Source organism: Pseudofulvibacter geojedonensis, from assembly GCF_042675745.1.
GTDB classification, from domain to species: domain Bacteria; phylum Bacteroidota; class Bacteroidia; order Flavobacteriales; family Flavobacteriaceae; genus Pseudofulvibacter; species Pseudofulvibacter geojedonensis.
This window is the reverse complement of record NZ_JBHTJM010000009.1, coordinates 26,780-47,070: the sequence shown is the minus strand read 5'-3', so window position 1 is coordinate 47,070 and position 20,291 is coordinate 26,780. Positions and strand designations below refer to the sequence as shown.

At 32.7% G+C, this 20,291-nt stretch carries 18 protein-coding genes; 13 read left to right on the top strand and 5 right to left on the bottom strand.

Annotation, left to right across the window (positions count from 1 at the left end; translation table 11 throughout):
• The first annotated feature begins 318 nt into the window (after positions 1–318).
• Together ACFQ1O_RS09705 and ACFQ1O_RS09700 are read left to right on the top strand one after the other, a co-directional pair.
• Positions 319–765: a JAB domain-containing protein gene (locus ACFQ1O_RS09705; protein ID WP_377715825.1), complete on the top strand. Its 447-nt coding sequence runs from the start codon at positions 319–321 to the stop codon at positions 763–765.
• Between the two features lie 37 nt (positions 766–802).
• Entirely contained in the window at positions 803–1,369 is a 567-nt protein-coding gene (locus tag ACFQ1O_RS09700) for an SHOCT domain-containing protein (protein WP_377715824.1), read from the top strand.
• Positions 1,370–1,441: 72 nt separating this feature from the next.
• On the opposite strand, the gene ACFQ1O_RS09695 is transcribed toward ACFQ1O_RS09700, so the two are convergent.
• On the bottom strand, positions 1,442–3,091 hold the full coding sequence (locus ACFQ1O_RS09695; RefSeq protein ID WP_377715823.1) for a recombinase family protein: 1,650 nt from the start codon (positions 3,089–3,091) through the stop codon (positions 1,442–1,444).
• Positions 3,092–3,183: 92 nt separating this feature from the next.
• On the opposite strand from ACFQ1O_RS09695, the gene ACFQ1O_RS09690 reads away from it, so the two are divergent.
• On the top strand, positions 3,184–3,390 hold the full coding sequence (locus ACFQ1O_RS09690) for a hypothetical protein (protein WP_377715822.1): 207 nt from the start codon (positions 3,184–3,186) through the stop codon (positions 3,388–3,390).
• A 130-nt stretch (positions 3,391–3,520) separates the two neighbouring features.
• On the opposite strand, the gene ACFQ1O_RS09685 is transcribed toward ACFQ1O_RS09690, so the two are convergent.
• Positions 3,521–4,165, bottom strand: a complete 645-nt coding sequence (locus ACFQ1O_RS09685; protein WP_377715821.1) for a recombinase family protein — start codon at positions 4,163–4,165, stop codon at positions 3,521–3,523.
• Positions 4,166–4,481: 316 nt separating this feature from the next.
• On the opposite strand from ACFQ1O_RS09685, the gene ACFQ1O_RS09680 reads away from it, so the two are divergent.
• Both ACFQ1O_RS09680 and ACFQ1O_RS09675 read left to right on the top strand, forming a co-directional pair.
• Complete coding sequence (locus ACFQ1O_RS09680; protein WP_377715820.1) at positions 4,482–5,366, top strand: DNA cytosine methyltransferase; 885 nt, start codon at positions 4,482–4,484, stop codon at positions 5,364–5,366.
• Between the two features lie 462 nt (positions 5,367–5,828).
• On the top strand, positions 5,829–8,474 hold the full coding sequence (locus tag ACFQ1O_RS09675; protein ID WP_377715819.1) for a hypothetical protein: 2,646 nt from the start codon (positions 5,829–5,831) through the stop codon (positions 8,472–8,474).
• A gap of 577 nt (positions 8,475–9,051) precedes the next feature.
• Here ACFQ1O_RS09675 and ACFQ1O_RS09670 read toward each other — a convergent pair.
• Positions 9,052–9,510 carry a hypothetical protein gene (locus tag ACFQ1O_RS09670; protein WP_377715818.1) on the bottom strand — a complete coding sequence of 153 codons (459 nt, stop codon included), beginning with the start codon at positions 9,508–9,510 and terminating at the stop codon, positions 9,052–9,054.
• 2 nt (positions 9,511–9,512) lie between these two features.
• Positions 9,513–9,728: a hypothetical protein gene (locus ACFQ1O_RS09665; protein ID WP_377715817.1), complete on the bottom strand. Its 216-nt coding sequence runs from the start codon at positions 9,726–9,728 to the stop codon at positions 9,513–9,515.
• Between the two features lie 96 nt (positions 9,729–9,824).
• Between ACFQ1O_RS09665 and ACFQ1O_RS09660 the strand changes: the two genes are divergently transcribed.
• On the top strand, positions 9,825–10,076 hold the full coding sequence (locus ACFQ1O_RS09660; protein WP_377715816.1) for a helix-turn-helix domain-containing protein: 252 nt from the start codon (positions 9,825–9,827) through the stop codon (positions 10,074–10,076).
• Between the two features lie 117 nt (positions 10,077–10,193).
• Here the strand turns inward: ACFQ1O_RS09660 and ACFQ1O_RS09655 are convergent, their stop codons facing one another.
• Positions 10,194–10,472 (bottom strand): hypothetical protein, encoded by a 279-nt coding sequence (locus tag ACFQ1O_RS09655; protein WP_377715815.1) that lies wholly within the window; start codon positions 10,470–10,472, stop codon positions 10,194–10,196.
• A gap of 217 nt (positions 10,473–10,689) precedes the next feature.
• Between ACFQ1O_RS09655 and ACFQ1O_RS09650 the strand changes: the two genes are divergently transcribed.
• The 7 genes from ACFQ1O_RS09650 to ACFQ1O_RS09620 all read left to right on the top strand — a co-directional run bounded on the left by ACFQ1O_RS09650 (position 10,690) and on the right by ACFQ1O_RS09620 (position 20,196).
• Positions 10,690–11,001, top strand: coding sequence for a DUF6660 family protein (locus tag ACFQ1O_RS09650; RefSeq protein ID WP_377715814.1), 312 nt, complete (start codon positions 10,690–10,692; stop codon positions 10,999–11,001).
• Positions 11,002–11,117: 116 nt separating this feature from the next.
• Positions 11,118–15,452, top strand: a complete 4,335-nt coding sequence (locus ACFQ1O_RS09645; RefSeq protein ID WP_377715813.1) for a CusA/CzcA family heavy metal efflux RND transporter — start codon at positions 11,118–11,120, stop codon at positions 15,450–15,452.
• 4 nt (positions 15,453–15,456) lie between these two features.
• Positions 15,457–16,662, top strand: coding sequence for an efflux RND transporter periplasmic adaptor subunit (locus ACFQ1O_RS09640; protein WP_377715812.1), 1,206 nt, complete (start codon positions 15,457–15,459; stop codon positions 16,660–16,662).
• 2 nt (positions 16,663–16,664) lie between these two features.
• Positions 16,665–17,078: a Fur family transcriptional regulator gene (locus ACFQ1O_RS09635; RefSeq protein WP_377715811.1), complete on the top strand. Its 414-nt coding sequence runs from the start codon at positions 16,665–16,667 to the stop codon at positions 17,076–17,078.
• A 270-nt stretch (positions 17,079–17,348) separates the two neighbouring features.
• Positions 17,349–18,539 carry a di-heme oxidoredictase family protein gene (locus ACFQ1O_RS09630; protein ID WP_377715810.1) on the top strand — a complete coding sequence of 397 codons (1,191 nt, stop codon included), beginning with the start codon at positions 17,349–17,351 and terminating at the stop codon, positions 18,537–18,539.
• A 2-nt stretch (positions 18,540–18,541) separates the two neighbouring features.
• Positions 18,542–18,976 (top strand): QcrA and Rieske domain-containing protein, encoded by a 435-nt coding sequence (locus tag ACFQ1O_RS09625; RefSeq protein ID WP_377715809.1) that lies wholly within the window; start codon positions 18,542–18,544, stop codon positions 18,974–18,976.
• Entirely contained in the window at positions 18,973–20,196 is a 1,224-nt protein-coding gene (locus ACFQ1O_RS09620) for a hypothetical protein (protein ID WP_377715807.1), read from the top strand. The genes ACFQ1O_RS09625 and ACFQ1O_RS09620 overlap by 4 nt, the downstream gene beginning before the upstream one ends.
• Positions 20,197–20,291: the final 95 nt, after the last annotated feature.

Genomic DNA, 20,291 nt, shown 5'->3' with positions numbered 1-20,291 from the left:
ATTTCTGAATAATGTTACATATAATCTTGAATTGGTATACAACCTAGATGTATTAGAAGCTGTTATTTTTCAGTTTAAAACGAATACTTCAGAATATAAAAGATTAAATAATGAACTAACTAAAGTAACTTCTGATCCTATTGTTTAGGTTAGAGGTAATTGGGAGTTCAACCATTTTAGTCTAGGTACTATCTATATGTATAGCAGTAACATCAGATGAGAACATTATATATTGTAATCTAATAGATACAATTTGCATACTTCCGTACTTTCTTCTCTAATATGGTAGTACTTTTTAGTAACCAATAAATAAATCAAATGAACAATATAATTTCTGAAATAGAACTAACCTATAAGCCTAATTTTGGTGAAGGGAGTAGAGTAAGGATAAGTAATAGCCAAGATGCTTATAAGGTAATTATAGCTAGTTGGAATATGAACACAATTGAACTTCGAGAGGAGTTTAAAGTTTTATTGTTAAATAGAGCAAGTGAGGTTTTAGGTGTTCATACTCTAGCTAAGGGAGGAATGTCAGCTTGTTATGTAGATATTAAATTATTATTAGCTGTAGCTATAAAATCAGCAGCTTCAAGTATTATATTAGTGCATAATCACCCTAATGGTAATTTAAAACCAAGTGAAGCAGATAAAATAATTTGTAAAAAAATTAAAAAAGCTTCTGAATACCTAGATGTTAAGTTGCTTGATAATCTGATTATAGTAAAAGGTGAATATTATAGTTTTGCTGATAGAAATGTATTATAGTACATTTGTTTAAATCTTAATATATAGAGTGATGAAGGTGACTGTAAAATTATATTTAATAATTACTTTAATTGTTTTATCTATTTCATCATCATATGGTCAAAATGATTTTGCAACAGTAAATATTTATAGACCTAAAATGATGTATGGCTCAGGTGCAAGGCATCATTTTATTATAAATGGTGAAAAAGTTTGTACTTTGAAAAGTGGTGGGCATTTAGAATATAAAGTGTTTAATTCTGATAGTTTAACAATTGGGGTGTATGCTGTAGCATTAGGAACAAGGGGTAAATTAACAAAATATCATGTAAATGTAGAAAAGGGTAATGAATACTATTTTAAAGTGAGACCTAAATTTAATAGTGTTTTAATGGAAGAAATTGAAGAACCAGTTTTAGAGAAAAAGTTAGATTATAGACTTGTAGAAAAGCATACAGATAAGGCAGAAAGTCTGACTATAAATATTGAGTCAAAAAATGCAGAGTCAAATAGTAAAGAATCAAATGCAGATAAATTAAGGGAACTGAAGAAATTACTAGATGATGGCATAATAACTCAAGAAGACTTTGATAAGAAAAAAGAAGAGTTGTTAAGAGAGTATTGATTTCTTAATAAAAGGAAAAAGGCACACTTTTAGGTATCTTAAGTTTTAATTAATGGTGTAATTCCTTTAATATCATAGGAGTATAGGGATTTCAGATAGTCCTGCTCCCGCTACTAAACAAGACTCATCGTCCAAATCAGACGATGAGTTTTTTGTTTTAGAACTGTTATCCCTTGTTATTACTGGGATTGAAGCAAAAACTAAGTTTACTTTTTTAGTTCGATATTGCCATTTTTTCGAGTCGATGACTAATCCTTCTGGAAACACCAATTTTTGAACCTTATGTTTTGTAGACAAACTCCCTGAACTATAGTATTTGCTGATGTTTTTCACGGTTTCTGTACATTTTTCAATCTTTTTATTCAAGTTCGATATTTTTTTTGATGCTTTCTCAATTTGAATATTTATTTCATCTAATTGACCTTCTAATTGTACTTTTTTATTTTGATATATATCATTGGTGATTAAATCATCTAGAAACTTATCTGTTAAACTATCTATCCTTGTTTTAATTTCTTTTTTACGTTTTGTTAATAGTTTATCGTCACTCTTATTTATTTCTTCTAAGCTATTGATAGTATATTCTGTTTGCTTCTTAAAAGCGTTAATGAACTTATCAGATAACTCGTATCTCTTTAAGAAATCAATAAACAAATTATTCACGCCTGGTTTACCCTTAACTCCTGACATTGCTTTTAGGTCTTTGCTTTTACATTTTTTGTTCAGACATTTATAATAATCATAAATCTTCTTTGCTTTATATCCGCTTAATTTAGAACCGCAGGACCCACAATATAGATGCGACTGAAGTGGACGCCCCTCGTGGTATTTAGATACCTTGTAACCATCTCTTTTGCCATTGTTAGCATTATTTATCTTTTCAAAGTTTTTGCGACTTACTATAGGTTCCCAGTTACCTTTAATAGGAGTTCCTTCTAAAAATTTATGCGTGCTAACTCCACAATAAAAAGGATTGCGCCACATAGCACTCATTTTTTGTTTGGTTATGTTTAACCCTAATGACTCAAGATATTTACGAATCTTAAAGTCTGGTTCTCCTTCAAGTTTTAATAACCAAGCTTTTTTCAAAAGCTCTCCCTCATTTGTTATGACGATTTCTTGTTTAGCTTTTAAGTACTTTTCGTTTGTAACTCTACTACCATGAATTTGATAACCTAAAGGAGCTTTTCCTAACCAATTACCTTTTTTGATAAAGGTTATCATACCTGGGATAGTTCGTTCAAGTTTAACTAGGTTTTCACGTTTACTGTCTATTAATTTTTCGTAAATAATTAATCTATCTGCTTCATTTACTGTTGTTAATCCTGAACTGGTTTCAATTAGATGTACTCCTAAATTTTCAATTAGATTACTAGCTATTCCGACTGCATTCCCGCCTGTACGTGAGAATCGTGCTATAAATCTTATTGCAATGCCAAATGGTTTGTTTTTAGCAGACTTTATTTTTTCTATTAATTTAGTGAACTCTTTTCTAGTAAAGTCTCCAGAGGCACTCTCGTAAGTTCCTCCCATAGTATGGGTAATATTATACCCATTTTTTTTAGCAAATTCAATAATGTCCTCTTTTTGGTTGTCTAAACTATTATTGTTGAATTGTTCTTTTGAAGAAACTCTAGTGTAACACCATATATCATTATTTGTTTTAGAGTTTTCTAACTTATTGTCTGTTTTGATGTATTTTTTAAAACTATCTAAATTCATTTTTTTGTTTTTAATTGTTATTATTCATTTCGTAAGCAATTAGGCTTAACTTTACTAGGCTGTCGATAATCTCTTCAGCTTCTGCGTCACTGATGGTTTTATCACCAGTAAGTTCTCTGAGTTGGGAAATTGTTATTCGTTTAATACCCAACAACTCTGAATCCATAGAATCCATAAACATCCAGCATCCATATCCTCATGTTTTTAGTAGAATGCGAGGATTATTCTTTTTAGGGCATAGCAAGCCCCTCTTTAGTTTAACTAAAGAGCATAGAGAAATTAGGTTAAGTGTTTCTTAACTTAATTTTAATATGTTAAAATGTGGTTTTTGAAGTTGGAGGGAAAGAACTTACCACTCCAGATAGATATCTATGTACAAGTATTGGCGGATTTTTTTAGAATAACAAATTTAAACTCGTTTTTTTTGTTTTATGCCGCATTTTTTAACTCTAAAGCTATCATTTTTCTGATTTTTGCAACTGTACCCAAACTAACATCATATAATTTTACGCACTCACGAACGCTAAATCCTTTTTTTAATCCATCTATTACTTTTGAATATTTAGATAAGAATTTTTCTTTGGATTCTGTAGTTCCTTTATGTCTGCCACAATGCACCCCTCTTTCACGAGCCTGAGCCATGCCTGAGCGAATTCTAGCAATCGTGGTACGTCTCTCATTCTTAGCAAACAATGATAACATATGTAGCATCATTTCCGTTTGCATATTCATTTCTCCATTTTCATTTAATGTTTCTGAATTCAAGTCGTGTAGATAGATACTAATGTTTAATTGATGTAATTCTTCAACTAGTTTTAAAGTCTCAAGTGTATTACGTCCTAAACGTGAAACTTCAGTAACCAATACTTTTTGGAATTTACCTGCGCGGGCTTCATTTAATAATTGTTGTACTCCTAAACGCTCTTCATTCTTTTTAGCTCCAGATATTTTTTCGGTGATAACTGAAACGACTTTATAATCAAACTTATTAGCTATGTTTTTCATATCTACTATTTGACGTTGGTAATCTTGTTCTAAAGTTGATGTTCTTCCAAAAATTGCTACTGGTACCATAATTCTAAAATTTAAGTTATTACCGTTATAAAAAAAGGTTAGGCTGAAATTGAGGTCATTTTGCTAGTGTTTCGACTTATTTTCCATCTCTTCCACCGTTACGGAGAATCGTACACCTTTTTTTGTAACACTTTTCAAGGATACAAGGAAAAATAGTCCTGTACCAGTGTTTTTCCATATTCCCGATGAACTACGGAAAAATTATTTTTTAATGTAAGTCCCATCATTACTGGGTTGAATCCGTAATTAGGGCAAAGTCCTAATACGGATCAAGGACTTTCGTCCTTGACCCGAATATTTATTTAGAAAGAACTAAATGAATATTAACAATGGAATTAATGTACTCTCACTATTTGACGGTATAAGTGTAGCTCAACTAGCGTTTACACAGCTAGAAATTAAAATCAATAACTACTTCGCTTCAGAAATAGATAACAACCCAATCAAAGTAACCCAACATCATTTCCCAGGGACAATCCAGTTGGGTGACGTTTGTGAAGTAGATGGAACCAAATTACCCGAAATAGATTTACTGATATTTGGTAGCCCTTGTCAGGACCTTTCCTCAATGAAGAAAGATAGAACTGGTTTAACTGGCGAAAAGTCAGGATTGTTTTTTGAAGCGTTACGTATATTAAAAGAAGTGAATCCAAAGTATTTCCTGATGGAAAACGTCGGGTCCATGTCAAAGTATGACCGTAAAGTTATCAGCGATTTATTAGGTGTTAAACCAATTCATATTAACTCTAATCTATTAACGGGTCAGAATCGAAATCGTATATACTGGACCAACATACCTAATCTTACGAAGCCAAATGATTCTAAGATTCAATTAAAAAATATTATTGAAGATGGTTATGTGGATAGAAAGAAGTCCAATGCAATCTTAACCAAGAATGTACCTTACACTAAGAATGGTTTAATACGTTATCTGAAGAAAAGCCTCGGCGGCGTTGTATTTACCGATTCTGAATTTGCAACATTAACTAAGAAACAAAAGTTAGCTTATATAGAGCCGTTGAATGATGAACAGGTAAGGAAGCTTTATAGACCTTTCACTTCAGTAGAACTAGAACGTTTGCAATCATTGCCTGATGGTTATGTAAGTGAAGTGTTGAAGAAGACGCCAACCCATCACGCTATTGGTAATAGTTTCACAACTAATGTCATTCAACATATATTGAGCCATGCTGAATTTTAAAAAGCTGTTTGAATCGATTAATTATTCTTTTTTATGGTAGCGTGATGAAGCTAGTTTTATTATATATAGAACAGGTTAATCACGTGGGCATAGAATTCGGTAAAAACAGCTTAAATAGAGGTTTTTGGGCGATTTTAGTAAAATATCTAGTACGCAAAAAAGCTAAAAAAAACGTACTAAAAATATTTGAAAAAATATCGCTCAAATGGCTGGATAGACTTGACCTTGTCATTTTATTTCGTTATATTCTTTATAAAGAAAGAATTTAAAATTGCTTCCTACGTGAGCGGGAGCATCACCTCAATAATTAAAAATATAAATTGTGTAATGCTCTTGAAGAGCTAAAAAGGTTTGTGATGAAAATGTTGAGGTGCATTAAGATTCACGGACCTTTTTTGTTTGGCAAACTTTAAAGGTTAATAAAAATGTTACTAGTTAACATAAGCCCTGACAATTCTTTGATTGCAGAACACAAAATTTTTAACATTCGATAGTCAATTTATATCGGGTGCAGCATTAGATATTCTTACTGATGCAACAGCAAACAAGTACATTATAAAAGGAAGTACTGGAATCGGCGGAACTACTGCCATACTAAATTACCAAAAAGGTAATTACATAATTATCAGTCCTAATATAGGGATGATAAAAGGAAAAGAAGAAAAATCAAACGAAGGCGAATTCGAAAGTGATAAACAACTATTCATTTTTAGTGACACCAAAGACACTTGGGCGGATGCATTAAAATACTTTGAAGATTCTGATAAGCAAAACTTAATTATAAACACAACACCAGACCAGATTCTTTCGGTATATGATTCTGCTGTTTATATGAAGTTGATTAATATACCAATCTTCATTGACGAGGTTCATGCCTATTCACAAGATGCTTCATATAGAGATAGTATGGGCGCATTTATGGAATTGGTATATAATGAGTGGAAAGCAACATTTACGTTATCTACAGCAACACCAGTATATCAAGGTTGGGACATTCCAGTAGGAAAAGAGATTAAATACTTCAACGTTTCACGTGCGAATCAACAGCCTAAATACTTAGATATTAGCTATAATAAAAAAGATGTTCATCAATTCGTTTATGACCAGTATGAAAAAGATAAACTAGTTATAATCTTTACCAATAACAAGAATCTACACACATCATTTAAAGACCTTAGAGTAGCCAATCTGGTTGGAGAAACATTAAAACTAAAGTTAGCACCTAATAATCGAGGAATATTATTAGATGAACTTAATTACGATGAGACAGATGTGTTAATGTTGTCCAGTTCATATTTCGCGGGGTTTGATATTGAACAAGAATGTAGCATACTGATTGTAAGTGACCAGAAGAATGATGCTCATAAGATAAACGTGAATAACATAGTACAATGTTATGGTAGATGTAGAACAAAAGTTCATCAGGCTTTATTTGTGAATCTTTGTAGAAAAAATGCTGAGTACCCATTATACCCTAGTCAACTTAATGCAGCTTACAAAGCTTATAAAAGAAAAGTTGAGGCTTATCAGGTCGTAAGAGATACACCAGAACTAAAGTATGACGCAATTAGCAATGGTTATATCACTAGTGCTGGTTATATCAATCGTATGAAGTCAATACAAGAGTTATTGATAAAGATTAATGATTACCACTTGTATAATCACAAGGTGTTGAAACAGTCTTTAGAGGCTTATGGATTTGTTATTGGTGAGTATATCAATGAATCTGAAAAGATATATAAAGAGATAGGTACAACCTTTAGTGAACAAATGCAAAACTTAATTAATCGTGGCTCGGACCAGTTATTAAAAGACTACTATAACATCAAATATAAGCTGCGTAATAAAGAGGATGGTACCTTTAGTCCAAAACTGGGATTAATGTATTTAACGGCTCACTTATTAGCTGCTACAGGAGCTAATAGGGTGATGAATAAATTGAATAATAAACGTGTGTATGTAGGTGAGTTTTATAAATCGGTAAATGCATTTCTATGTATTAATGGTAACACTAAATACCATGTTAGGCAGTTATCTAGTTATGAAAGAAATGCTTCTAAAAATTACTATGATGATGCGATAAGTGAACTATTAAAAACTAAATCATCATTAACTGATGATTGGCAAATGCTTTATACAATTCATAAGATAGGTAATAACAAATTTCCTGATACTGTTGCGCGCGGGTTATTAATACAACAAACATTTCACAACCAAGAAATATATCTGAAGTATAAAGATACGGGTAGTAATAAATCGAAAAATGCTCGAAATGCAATTATCAAGCTTTTGAAGTCTGAAGAAATTGAACTAACCAAAAACGAAAAAGATAGGTTAAAAAAGTCTATTCAATCAAACTATAAAAGAATATTGGAGGGTAAACCCATTGGTAAATACAATACACGAGAATCTTTAAAGAAGTTAATGAAAGAAGCTATTATCTTTTGTTTAACTAAAGGTAAATGTGGTAAAGCTAAACGAGTAGGTTTTAGAGAGTACAGTCCGTTAACGGCGCTTCCTAATGCACTTAGAACCATTATACCAATTAAGTATGTAGAAGTTGATTTAACGAGTGCAAACCCTCAGTTTATAGATACAATATTAGAAACAAACAAAGCAAAAGAAGTTTACAGAAACTTAATGAAAAAACGTAAAATATCTAGGTATGAAGCTAAATGGGTTTTTAATTCTACAATCAATAATCATAGACTTTCAAAAGCTAGAGCTATTGAAGTTTATTGTGATGCTGGTTACTCTAAAAACAAAGCTAAACAATTAGCTGAATTAACTGCTGGAGTTGAAAGAGGTAGCTTCTTTAAGCTGATGACTGAAGCAGAAGCAGAGTTAATTGCTGCTTATAATTCTATTATTGATGGTAATGGAATGCGCTTCCATGATGCAATAGTATTTAAGGCTTCTGATATTATTGATAAAAAGATTGTATTACCAACAAGTGTATTAGTAGCAAAGACCGATGAAGAAGGGTTTACAGAGCTTATAAAAGATAAAAACGATTTACGAAAGGTTCAGTTTCACGTAGGTTATTACAATGTCCCTGGTGTAGATTACGAAGGTTATTTAACAACAAAATCAGTAGTTGTAGCATAGTGCAATTAGTTTAAATGAGGGTTTAGAATCGACGAAGTCGATCTAAACACCTCAATTTAAACACACAATTATATAAAACACTCTAATTCTTTAAATAATCGGCGGTTTACTTGTGTAGCATAGCAACTATAATTGTAAACAGGGTACGGTTCTTTATAGCTCAGGTACGGTTTACCCCATTAATTTAATTGTTGTTGGTCAATATAATCTTTAAAGGATGAAGCCATTGAGCCATCTTTAAACGTGATGGGATATTTTACCGTTTTGGTTTGGTCAATAGCTAAAAGTAGTTGTCTGTAGTTTATTGTAAGTTTCATAGTTTCTTGTCTTTATTAATAAATATCACAAGAATTTATCAAGGACGTTTTAAACGCTCAAAGCAAAAAACTAGGCTGGCATAAATTTAGATATTAAGGTGCGGTAAAAATGAGTCAATGGCTTATGCATATAAGACGGGTAACAAGCAACATCAAATAGAATTGTTCATCACATAGGCAGGATATTTAATACCCCTCCCTATGTTGTTTATGGTTTACAAAAACCCTTGCCGCCGCAAGGATATAACCCCAGTTTGAAACTACTTTATATTATACTGCGTCTTTATTTCATCTAATGATTTCTTAGCCCAGTTTTTCTCCTTAACTGCATAGTCAAATAAGCTTTTCATTGCTCCTTCTTGAGTTCTGGTTTTCTCAAACTTGCTAACAAACTTTTCGATAATATATGAACTGGTTAACGGGTCTCCAGTGATAATATTCTTTTGGTAGGCATAAGTCATTAATGCTTTTTTTCGGTCTCTAATTTTGATATCATTATTGTGCTTTAAGTTAATTTCCCACCATTGAACATTAAACTCATATTGTTCCATAGTTAAGCGTATTATATCCTTTTCCAGTGGGGTAAATTCAACGTTATTAGCGTTCATGTATTCTTTTACTTCTGGAGTTAAATAAAGTCCGTAATCGGTCTTATTTGAGCTATTCTGAGCGCATGAGGTTAAACAAATAATTAGAATAAGGTAGATAATGTTTTTCATGACTAGTATTCTTTTTTAATTGATTTAATAACTGATATGATTAGAAATATAATTGGGTAAACAACGATATAAATTGCTGACTGAAATAACCAACCTATTATTGACCAAAACGATAGTTCAGTATAACCAGTGTAAGTATAGTTATGAACGGTTTTAGCACGCGCCAACTTATCTAATACCTGAGTGTATTCGTTAACTGAGTAGTTGTTTAATTTCATTGTTTTAGCCTTTGGTTATGGCCAAATATAATAAAACAAATAAGACCGTTCAAATATGTTCTGCTGTTTTTTGGCCAAATAGAGCAAATTTGTTCTATGGCTAAACAAGCAAAATATAATCCAGATACTGAAATTATTATACAGTTAGGGGAAAGAATCAAGACTCTAAGACTTGAAAATAAAATGACCCAAATGGATATTGCAGTATTAGTGAATATAGACCCTTCTGCTGTTAGACGTTATGAAAAAGGTAGGGTTGAAATGGGTTTTACTACTCTTATGAAGTTTGCTGAAGCTTTAGGTGTAACAGTTAATGAGTTACTTTATCCAAAAGAAGAAAAGTTATAAGTGTGGATTATGAATCGCGCAGCGATCATAATCACTTGTACAACACGTTATATTATACACCTTTTAAAATAGGCGTTTTAGAAAAGTCATCGCCGCCGCAAAGAATTACCACCAGTATTAACTAGCAATCTTATCATCAACCAATAACTGGTTAATAGATTCAAGTATATTATTTAAAGCATCTCTATTGGTTAAATTATCATTTATACAGAAATTATCGATAGCTTCTTTAAGTTCTAGAGTAGTATTTAATTTAATTGCTACTGGTGTATTATTGATGAGGTTAGCTTGTTTAAATAATTCAATAGTTTGATTACCTAGAGAGCGTTTTAGGTCAATGGTATTAGCTATTAGAATCTCGGATATGAGATGTTGTATTTGAGTTTTAATCTTCATATTGGGTTAGTCTATAAATAAAACGGATAAAACAGTTTTAACCCTACCGATGTCTTAAATAAATTGTAAGGGGTAGATGTTCGATATAGTAACTGATAAGGTTATAGTCTATACCCATTTATTGGTGTTTAGAGTTAACTTTTTAACTAAGATATTTTCTGTAATATTGATTTTATTTGCAATCACATTGCATTAAAAAAATTATATCTTTGCATCGATGAAAGTTTTGACATTTTTATTATCTATTTATATCTTAGCGCTCAATTTAGTGCCTTGTGAAGACATTGATACTGATTGTAATAAGGCTGAAACAGAGATTTCAAAAGATATAGATAGCAGTCACCAACATATAGATAATGATTTATGTTCTCCTTTTTGTAGCTGTCAATGTTGTCACATTCATGCAATATCTTTCATGGCTAATAACTTTATGGTTGTTAAAATAGATGTTTTTACAGAAGTATTTTATCACTTTAAAGGTCTGGAAAAAGATTTTAATTCTGCTATACTTCAACCGCCCCAGATTTAATTCAGTTTTTTAAAGGATAACTATGCCTTTTTTTGACCTTTTATGGTCTTTTTCATTCGATTTGCTAACGATTTAAGCATTTATCGAAAAAGTATAACTGAATTAATATATTTTCTATGATTAATAAAATCATTGATTTTTCAATCAATAATAAATTCATTATTGGTTTGCTAACGCTTACCATAATTGGAGCAGGCATTTGGAGTATGACTAAAGTTCCCATAGATGCCGTTCCAGATATTACCAACAATCAAGTACAGGTAATAACACAATCTCCAAATTTAGGAACAGAAGATATTGAGCAAATAATAACCTATCCTGTTGAGGTAGCAATGAGTAATTTGCCTAATGTAGAAGAAATCCGCTCAATTTCACGTTTTGGTCTGTCAGTAGTAACCATTGTATTTGATGATGATATAGGCACATATCTACCGAGACAATTGGTGGCAGAGAAACTCAACGAAGTAAAAGAACAGATTCCAGAAGGTTTTGGAGAACCTTCAATGGGGCCTATTTCTACGGGATTAGGGGAAATATACCAATACACATTAAAAATAAAACCTGAATATCAAGATAAATATTCCATTTCTGAATTACGTACAATGCAAGATTGGATTGTACAACGACAAATGGCTATGGTTCCTGGTGTTGTTGAGGTAAATGCTGTTGGTGGTAAAATAAAACAATATGAAGTCGCAGTAGACCCTAATGAGCTAAAATCAATTGGGATTTCTATTACAGATGTACTTGAAGCTCTTGAAGCAAATAACCAAAATACTGGAGGTGCGTACATCGAAAAAAACCATCAGGCTAATTTTATACGAGGAGAAGGATTGGCAAGAAGTTTAGAAGATATTAAAAAAATTACGGTAAAAACTATAAACAATGTACCTATAACAATTGCTGATATAGCTACTGTAAAATTCGGTTCGGCCATACGATATGGTGCATTAACGCAAGATGGTGAAGGCGAGGTTGTAGGCGGTTTGGTGATGATGCTTAAAGGAGCAAATTCTAATGATGTGATTGCAAACGTAAAAGACAGAATGGTTCAAATACAAAAATCATTGCCTGAAGGTGTTGTTATTGAACCACTTTTAGACCGAAGCAAGTTAATAGGTAAAACAACCTCTACTGTATCTACCAATCTTATTGAAGGTGCATTAATTGTTATTTTTGTACTTATTTTCTTGTTAGGTAATTGGAGAGGTGGCTTAATTGTAGCTTCAACTATTCCATTATCCCTGTTATTTGCATTTATACTAATGAATGTATTTGATGTATGGGCAAACCTAATGAGTTTGGGAGCTATAGATTTTGGTATTATTGTAGATGGAGCAGTAATTATAGTAGAATCTACGGTATTTCTCATTGCTTCACAGGTACTTAAAAAGAAAAAAATAACAGTCAAGGAACGCGATGAAGTAGCAGCATCAGCTTCTAAAAAAATGATGAACGCAGCTTTTTTCGGTCAACTTATTATTCTTATTGTTTTTCTTCCAATTTTAGCTTTACAAGGTATAGAAGGCAAAATGTTCAAGCCTATGGCACTAACCTTCATTTTCGCTATGTTAGGAGCTATGGTATTATGTCTTACTTATGTTCCAATGATGTCTGCTTTGATTTTAAGACCTCCAAAAAATAATAAATTATCTTATGGTGATAAATTTGTGTATTGGGTTGAAAACAAGTACAAACCTTTATTGGAAAGAGCACTTCTAAAAGGTAAATTAATTATCGGAATCGCAGTTGCACTATTTGCCGTAACAGTTTTTATGTTTACCCGAATGGGAGGTGAGTTCATCCCACAGCTCGATGAAGGGGACATTGCATTTCACGCAATTTTAAAACCTGGGAGTTCACTTACTGAAACTATAGAAACTACTACAAAGATTGAGCAAATTGTAAAGGCAAAATTCCCAGAAGTTGAAAAAATAGTTAGTCGTATTGGTGTGGCTGAAATACCAACTGACCCAATGCCTATGGACATTGCTGATGTATTTGTAATACTTAAACCAAAAGATAAATGGACCACAGTAGAAACAAAAGATGAGCTTATTGAAGCAATGAAAGATGCGGTTGAGATTGTTCCAGGTGTAAATTATGAATTTACCCAACCTATAGAAATGCGTTTTAACGAATTATTGGAAGGTATACGTGAAGATATTGCCATAAAGTTATATGGTGAAGATATTGAGGTGTTGTCTCAAAAAGCAGAAGAAATATCTAAAATTATTGCAGGAACAGAAGGTATTGGTGATATGAAAGCGGAGGCTACAACGGGACTACCACAAATGACTATTAATTACAATAGGGATAAATTAGCACAATACGGACTTCAAATAAATGCACTAAATCAAACTGTACAATCTGCATTTGCTGGCGGTACAGCAGGAGTTATTTTTGAAGGAGAAAAGCGGTTTGATTTGGTAGTTCGTTTAAATCAACAAAACCGTAAGGATATATCAGATATTCAAAATCTATTTGTCAATTTGCCTTCAGGTGTGCAAATTCCACTTCGAGAAGTTGCTGATATATCTTATAAAGCAGGACCTATGCAAATAAGTAGGGATAATACTAACAGAAGAACTTATGTTGGTATAAATGTAAGAGGACGAGATGTGAAATCGTTGGTAGGTGAAATTAAAGAAAAATTAGATACACAATTAGAATTACCATCAGGCTATTTTGTTCGATACGGTGGTGCTTTTGAAAATCTGGAACGTGCTACCAGCCGTCTGCTAACCGTTGTACCAATTGCCTTATTGCTCATTTTTATACTTATATACTTTGCTCTAAAATCATTATCGCAAACCTTAATGATTTATATTGCTATACCTATGGCTACCATTGGTGGTATAATAGCGCTATGGTTACGAGATATGCCTTTTAGTATTTCAGCAGGTGTTGGTTTCATTGTATTGTTTGGTGTTGCTGTGTTAAATGGTTTGGTTATGATAAGCGGGTTAAATGAATTAAAAGAAGAAGGTATAACCAATTTAAAGGATAGAATTTTAGAAGGTACAAAACGAAGAATACGACCAATTATGCTTACAGCATTTACAGATGTATTAGGCTTTTTACCAATGGCAGTTTCAGCATCAGCGGGTGCAGAAGTTCAACGCCCATTGGCAACCGTTGTTATTGGTGGATTATTAACTTCAACATTACTCACCTTATTTGTGTTACCTATTTTATATCATTGGGTTGAGAATAAATCCTTTAGCTTTAAACCAAACAAAAAAATAGCTAATGCAACCGCAGTATTGGTTTTAATGTTTGGTTTTTCAACACAAAGTAACGCACAACAAGCCATAGATACCTTACCTAAAATAACATTAAACGAAGCTGTTGCTTTATCTAAAAAGAACTATCCATTGTTAAAACAAAAACAATTGGAAATTACTAAACAGAAAAACCTTAAATCTACCGCATTCGATTTTGGTTCTACTCAAATCTTTACAGGAGGTGAAGAAATTAATAATAGAACGGGAATTTATACAACGGTTGGTATAGGACAATCAGATATAGACTTGTTTGGAATTGGAGCAAAGCGAAAATTGCAACAACAACGTATTCAATTGTCACAAAAAGCATTACAATTATCTGAATTGGATATAGAATTGGAAGTAAAAAAAGCGTGGGCAAATTGTTATCAGTCTATGAGAAACTATCAATTATACAAAGAGCTCGATTCAATTTACGGAAAATTTGAGCAAGCAGTAACGCTTAACTTCGAAGTAGAAGCTATTTCAAAATTGGAATTTTCCGCAGCTAAAAACCAAGTATTTCAGATTCAGAATAAAAAAGCACAGGCATACAGAGATTACCTCATAGCTATTCAGCAGTTGAATCTTTGGTTGTTTGAGAACGAAATTTATACAGTGAACGATAAATTGGAAAACATTGCAACTACAGAAATAAATAATTTATTAGTAAATGAGCATCCAATGATTACTGTTTCGGAAAATCAACTTAATGTTACTGAAGCAGAATTGAGAGCGGCTAAAGCAGATAATTTACCAAAACTAAACCTTCAAGGAGGTTTACAAAAAGTAAATGGTAATTCAGGCTTTTATACTTATCAAGCAGGGATTTCTATTCCATTCCTATCAGGTTCAAATAGGGCTCGAGTAAAATCAGCAAAAATTGATAATGAAATAGCTAACAGTAATTTGTTGTTCAAAAAACAAGAGTTACAATCTCAATATACTCAAGCAAAAGAAAATTTTTTAAAATGGAAAACCTCTTGGAGTTTTTACGAAACACAAGTTTTACCATTAACCAAAGACCAAAAATCGGGAGCATTGTTAGCGTATAAGGAGGGTGAAATAGATTATATCACCTTTACACAATTGGTAAAAGAAGCCGTAAAGTCAGAACTGGAAGCTCAAAACTCTTTAATTAACTATTTAAAAAGTGCATTTCAATTACAATATTTTAATCAATAAAAAAATGAAAACAATATTATATAAATACATCACCGTTTTTTTCGTAATACTTTTTATGATGTCTTGCGGTAATATAGAAAATCATAATGAACACGATGGGCATTCACACGAAAAAGAAGAACAAACAATTGAAAATGAAGACCATCACGAAGAACAGGAGGCAATACTAAATGAACAACAGTTCAAAACCTTAAAAATGAAGATAGACTCCTTGGGTTTACGCAATATGAGTGCTTATGTGGAAGCGAATGGTTCATTAGAAGTGCCACCTCAAAACGAAGCTGCTGTTACGTCTGTAATAGGCGCAAACGTAATGTCTATAAAAGTTATTGAAGGCGATAAGGTTAAAAAAGGTCAGGTAATAGCCTATCTGTCCCACCCAAACATCATTTCCTTGCAAAGCGATTACCTAAACGCTTATAGCAATAGTGAACTATTAAAGAAAAATCACGAACGTCAAAAGAAATTATATGATGCAGGTGTAGGTTCCGGTGCTAATTTTCAAAAGGCAGAAGCAGAATTTAAAAGTTCAAAGGCATTAGTAAATGGTTTGGCAGCTCAATTGAAAATTCTAAATATCAATACAGCATCAGTTCGTAACGGTACTATTGCACAACAAGCTCCATTACGTAGTCCAATAGAGGGTTATATTCAGAAAGTTGAGGTAAAAACAGGACAATATGTAGAACCTCAAACTGAACTATTCGAGATTGTCAATACCCATCACGTTCATGCAGACTTTATGGTGTTTGAAAAAGATGTACATAAAATAAAACAAGGGCAAAAGATAACCTTTAGTGTTCAATCTATACCAAATTCAGAGCTGTCGGCTGAAATATACTCGGTAAGCAAAACCTTTGAAGATAATCCTAAAGCGGTTCACGTTCACGCTGAAATTGAAAATAAGTCAGGAAACCTCATTCCTGGTATGTATATTCAAGGAAAAATACAAATTGAAAACATTTTAACAAAAGCATTACCCGAGAGTGCTATTATAAAAGAAGGCAATAAATTTTTTGTTTTTATAGCAGAAAAGGAAGGAGAAAATTGGGTATTCAAACCTTTAGAAGTAATGACTGGAGAAAAAGATGGAGATTGGATAGCAGTCACTTTTTCAGAAGAGTTACCTGTTAATACCAAGTTTGCTTATAATAATGCCTATTACCTAATTGCAGAAATGAAAAAAGGAGAAGCAGAACACTCACATTAATTATGGAAACAATAGAAAAAGTATTAAATTCAAAAAACATACGCGTTACAGCAATGCGTATGTTAATTTATAAGTTTCTTGCAGAAAAAGAAATCGCGGTAACATTAAGTGATATTGAAAATGCGTTTGAAAAAGCAGATAGAACTACGCTTTACAGAACGATAAGAACTTTTGAAGAAAATGGTGTTGTACACCAAATAGACGATGGTACAGGTATTGCCAAATATGCCTTATGCGAAAAAGATTGTAATTGTGAGATTGAAACTGACTTGCATTTACATTTTCATTGTAATATTTGTGATGAAACCATTTGCTTAACAGACCATAAAATACCGCAAATAAAAGTACCTAATGGCTTTGTTTCGGAAAATGTAAACTTGGTTGTAAAAGGTATATGCGATAAATGTAGTGGATAATGTCATGTTTACTGTAGTAGTTTGATGATAATTAAATTTTAAGGACAAGTACTTTCTTGGTTTGGTTAAAAACATCTTTTTAAAAAGATATAGATATTTTGTGCTAGCATACATTCATAAATCGAAAATCATAGTGTCAAACATTTCTTAAGTTAACAGAGTCATATTTATAATGTTTTTATTGCGATAAATTATTTTTTTAGATAAAGCTAAAAATATTTTTATGTAAGACTAAATAAATATATTTTTGCTTACAAAATGAACAAGATTATGAAAACCAAAATTTTACTTTTTAACGTAATTTGTACAATTACAATCGCGTCCTGTGACAATTTTGAACCAATGCTTCCTAATTCTGAAGACGTATTAGACGGAGAAATGGAAGGATTAACACTTGCACAGCAAGCTGAATTCTTAAGAGGTGATGAAGCATTTGCCGAGGTATTTACGTCATCAACTGGTCTGGGGCCTATATTTAATACTAATAGCTGTATTAGTTGCCATGCGGGAGATGGAAAAGGGCACCCCTTCACTACGCTCACACGCTTTGGACAGTCAGACAATTCAGGTAATCAATTTCTAAACATGGGAGGGCCTCAACTTCAGAATAGGTCATTACCAGGATATGAACCTGAAAGCATCCCAAATGGGGCAACCTTTTCAAAATTTACCCCTCCTGCCGTAACGGGACTTGGTTTTTTGCAATTTGTAACCGATGAAGACATTTTGGCACTGGCAGACCCTAATGATACTAATGATGATGGTATTTCAGGAGTTCCTCATTGGATTCCTCTTAAGGATTTTGTCATCCCAGCCCCTAATGCAATTTCTCAAAATGGAATGTATATTCATCGTTTTGGAAAAAAGGCTGCGGCTTATGATTTATTAGACCAAACAGTTGGTGCATATAATGAAGATATGGGTATAACATCCACTTTTAATCCTATAGACACCTATAGTGGTTTATCAATAGACCCAGAAGTTTCTGATGCTACAATTCGTGATGTGGTAGCCTATTTACAAACGCTTAAAGCACCTGTACCCAGAAATCAGAACGACCCAAATGTTATTAATGGAAAAACGCTTTTTAATCAAATACAATGCGCATCTTGTCACACTCCAACCTTAACTACAGGCTATTCTCCTATAGAAGCACTTTCATTTAAAGAATTTAATCCTTACACAGACCTTTTATTACACGATATGGGTAGTGACTTGGATGATGGTTATACTGAAGGTAATGCACTAACATCAGAATGGAGAACTCCACCGCTTTGGGGGCTCGGTTTATCGGAATCCACGCAAGGTGGACAATACTTTTTGTTACATGATGGAAGAGCCAGAAGCATTTCAGAAGCTATCTTATTACACGGAGGAGAAGCAGAGAACAGTAAAAATCAGTTCTTGAATCTTTCTGAAACTGAAAAAGATGATTTAATCAAATTTCTAGAATCACTGTAAGCATGGAACGAAAGGAGTTTATCAAAACTTGCGGATTTGCTTGTTTAGGGACTACAATTTTTCCACCACTACTGCAAGGGTGTGTGTCTACCAAAAGTATTTCTGCCATAATTGAAGGAGAGAATTTGCTTGTACCGCAATCAAGTTTTGAAAAAGACGGAAAAATGTTGGAATATCTTGTGGTAAATAATTCGAAACTGCAATACCCTATCTATGTTTTTCGGTTTTCTGAAAACCATTTTACCGCTTTATATATGCAATGCACCCATCAAGGGAATGAAGTTACAGCCTATGGTGAAAAATTAGTTTGCTCTGCACATGGGAGTGAGTTTGATAATAAAGGCAATGTAACCAACGGACCAGCATCAAGTCCATTACGTAAATTTCAATTAGAGTTAGACAATCAAAATATTTTAATCTCACTTAAAAAAGTATGAAACATATAATTATAGCAATATTATCTTTAATATCAACCATATCATTTGCACAAGTAGATTCTACGCTATTTAAAAGGCAACAAATAGACAGTACAAAGCAACAACTTAATATGGATGCGGTCTATAATAGACCATTTTTAAGTTTAGGGAAACTCCCCGTTTCTATAGGTGGATATGCAGAAGTAAATTGGCAACATATAGGTACCGATGGTGTGTCTGAAGGACATCAATTCCAAATGCGAAGAATGACTTTATTTGTAGCTTCTTCTATTTCAAAGAAAATTAAGTTTTTAAGTGAAATAGAATTTGAAGAAGGAGGTAAGGAGATAGCTATTGAATTTGCTTCTTTGGATGTTGAATTTCATCCGTTATTCAATTTAAGAGGAGGTATTATTATGAACCCTATTGGAGCATTTAATCAGAATCATGATGGCCCTAAATGGGAATTCACAGACCGCCCAATTTCTGCTACTCAAATGTTACCAGCGACATGGAGTAATACAGGTTTTGGATTCTTTGGAAAGACTTATAAAAATAGCTGGATGTTTGGTTATGAACTTTATCTTTCAGGAGGTTTTGATGATACTATTATTGATAATGAACAGAGCAAAACATTTTTGCCCTCATCTAAAGATAATGCAGAACGGTTTGAGGAATCAGCAAGCGGAACTCCCTTGACAACTGCTAAAATAGCTATTAGAAATAATAAATTAGGAGAAATTGGTCTATCCTATATGGGGGGCATCTATAACACCTTTCAAGATGATGGTATTGTATTGGATGAAAAACGTAGATTAAATGTCTTTGCCATAGATTATAACACAACTCTAACAAAAACCAATACATTTATTACAGGCGAATGGGCTTGGGTTAATGTAGATGTTCCTGAAACCTATACACAACAATATGGCGACAAGCAATATGGAGGGTTTCTGGATATAGTTCAGCCAGTTTTGAAACAAAATATGTTTGGTTGGGACAATGCAACTTTAAATCTGGCTTGCCGATTTGAATATGTGGATTGGAATGTAGGAAGATTTAACGAAACTGGTGGTAATATAGGAGATGAGCTTTGGAGTATTATGCCAGCAATTAGTTTCAGGCCAACGCAACAAACCGTATTTAGGTTAAATTACAGGATTCAAAGACAAACTGATATTTTGAACAATGAACCAGCTAAATTAGGTGGTTTTAGTTTTGGAATATCTTCATATTTTTAATCCATTTTCTGTTTTTTTAGTGTAGTATAAATTTTCAGGCATCATTGTGGAGTATAGTAGACAACAATGCACTTCCATTGCATGATTTTAAAAAC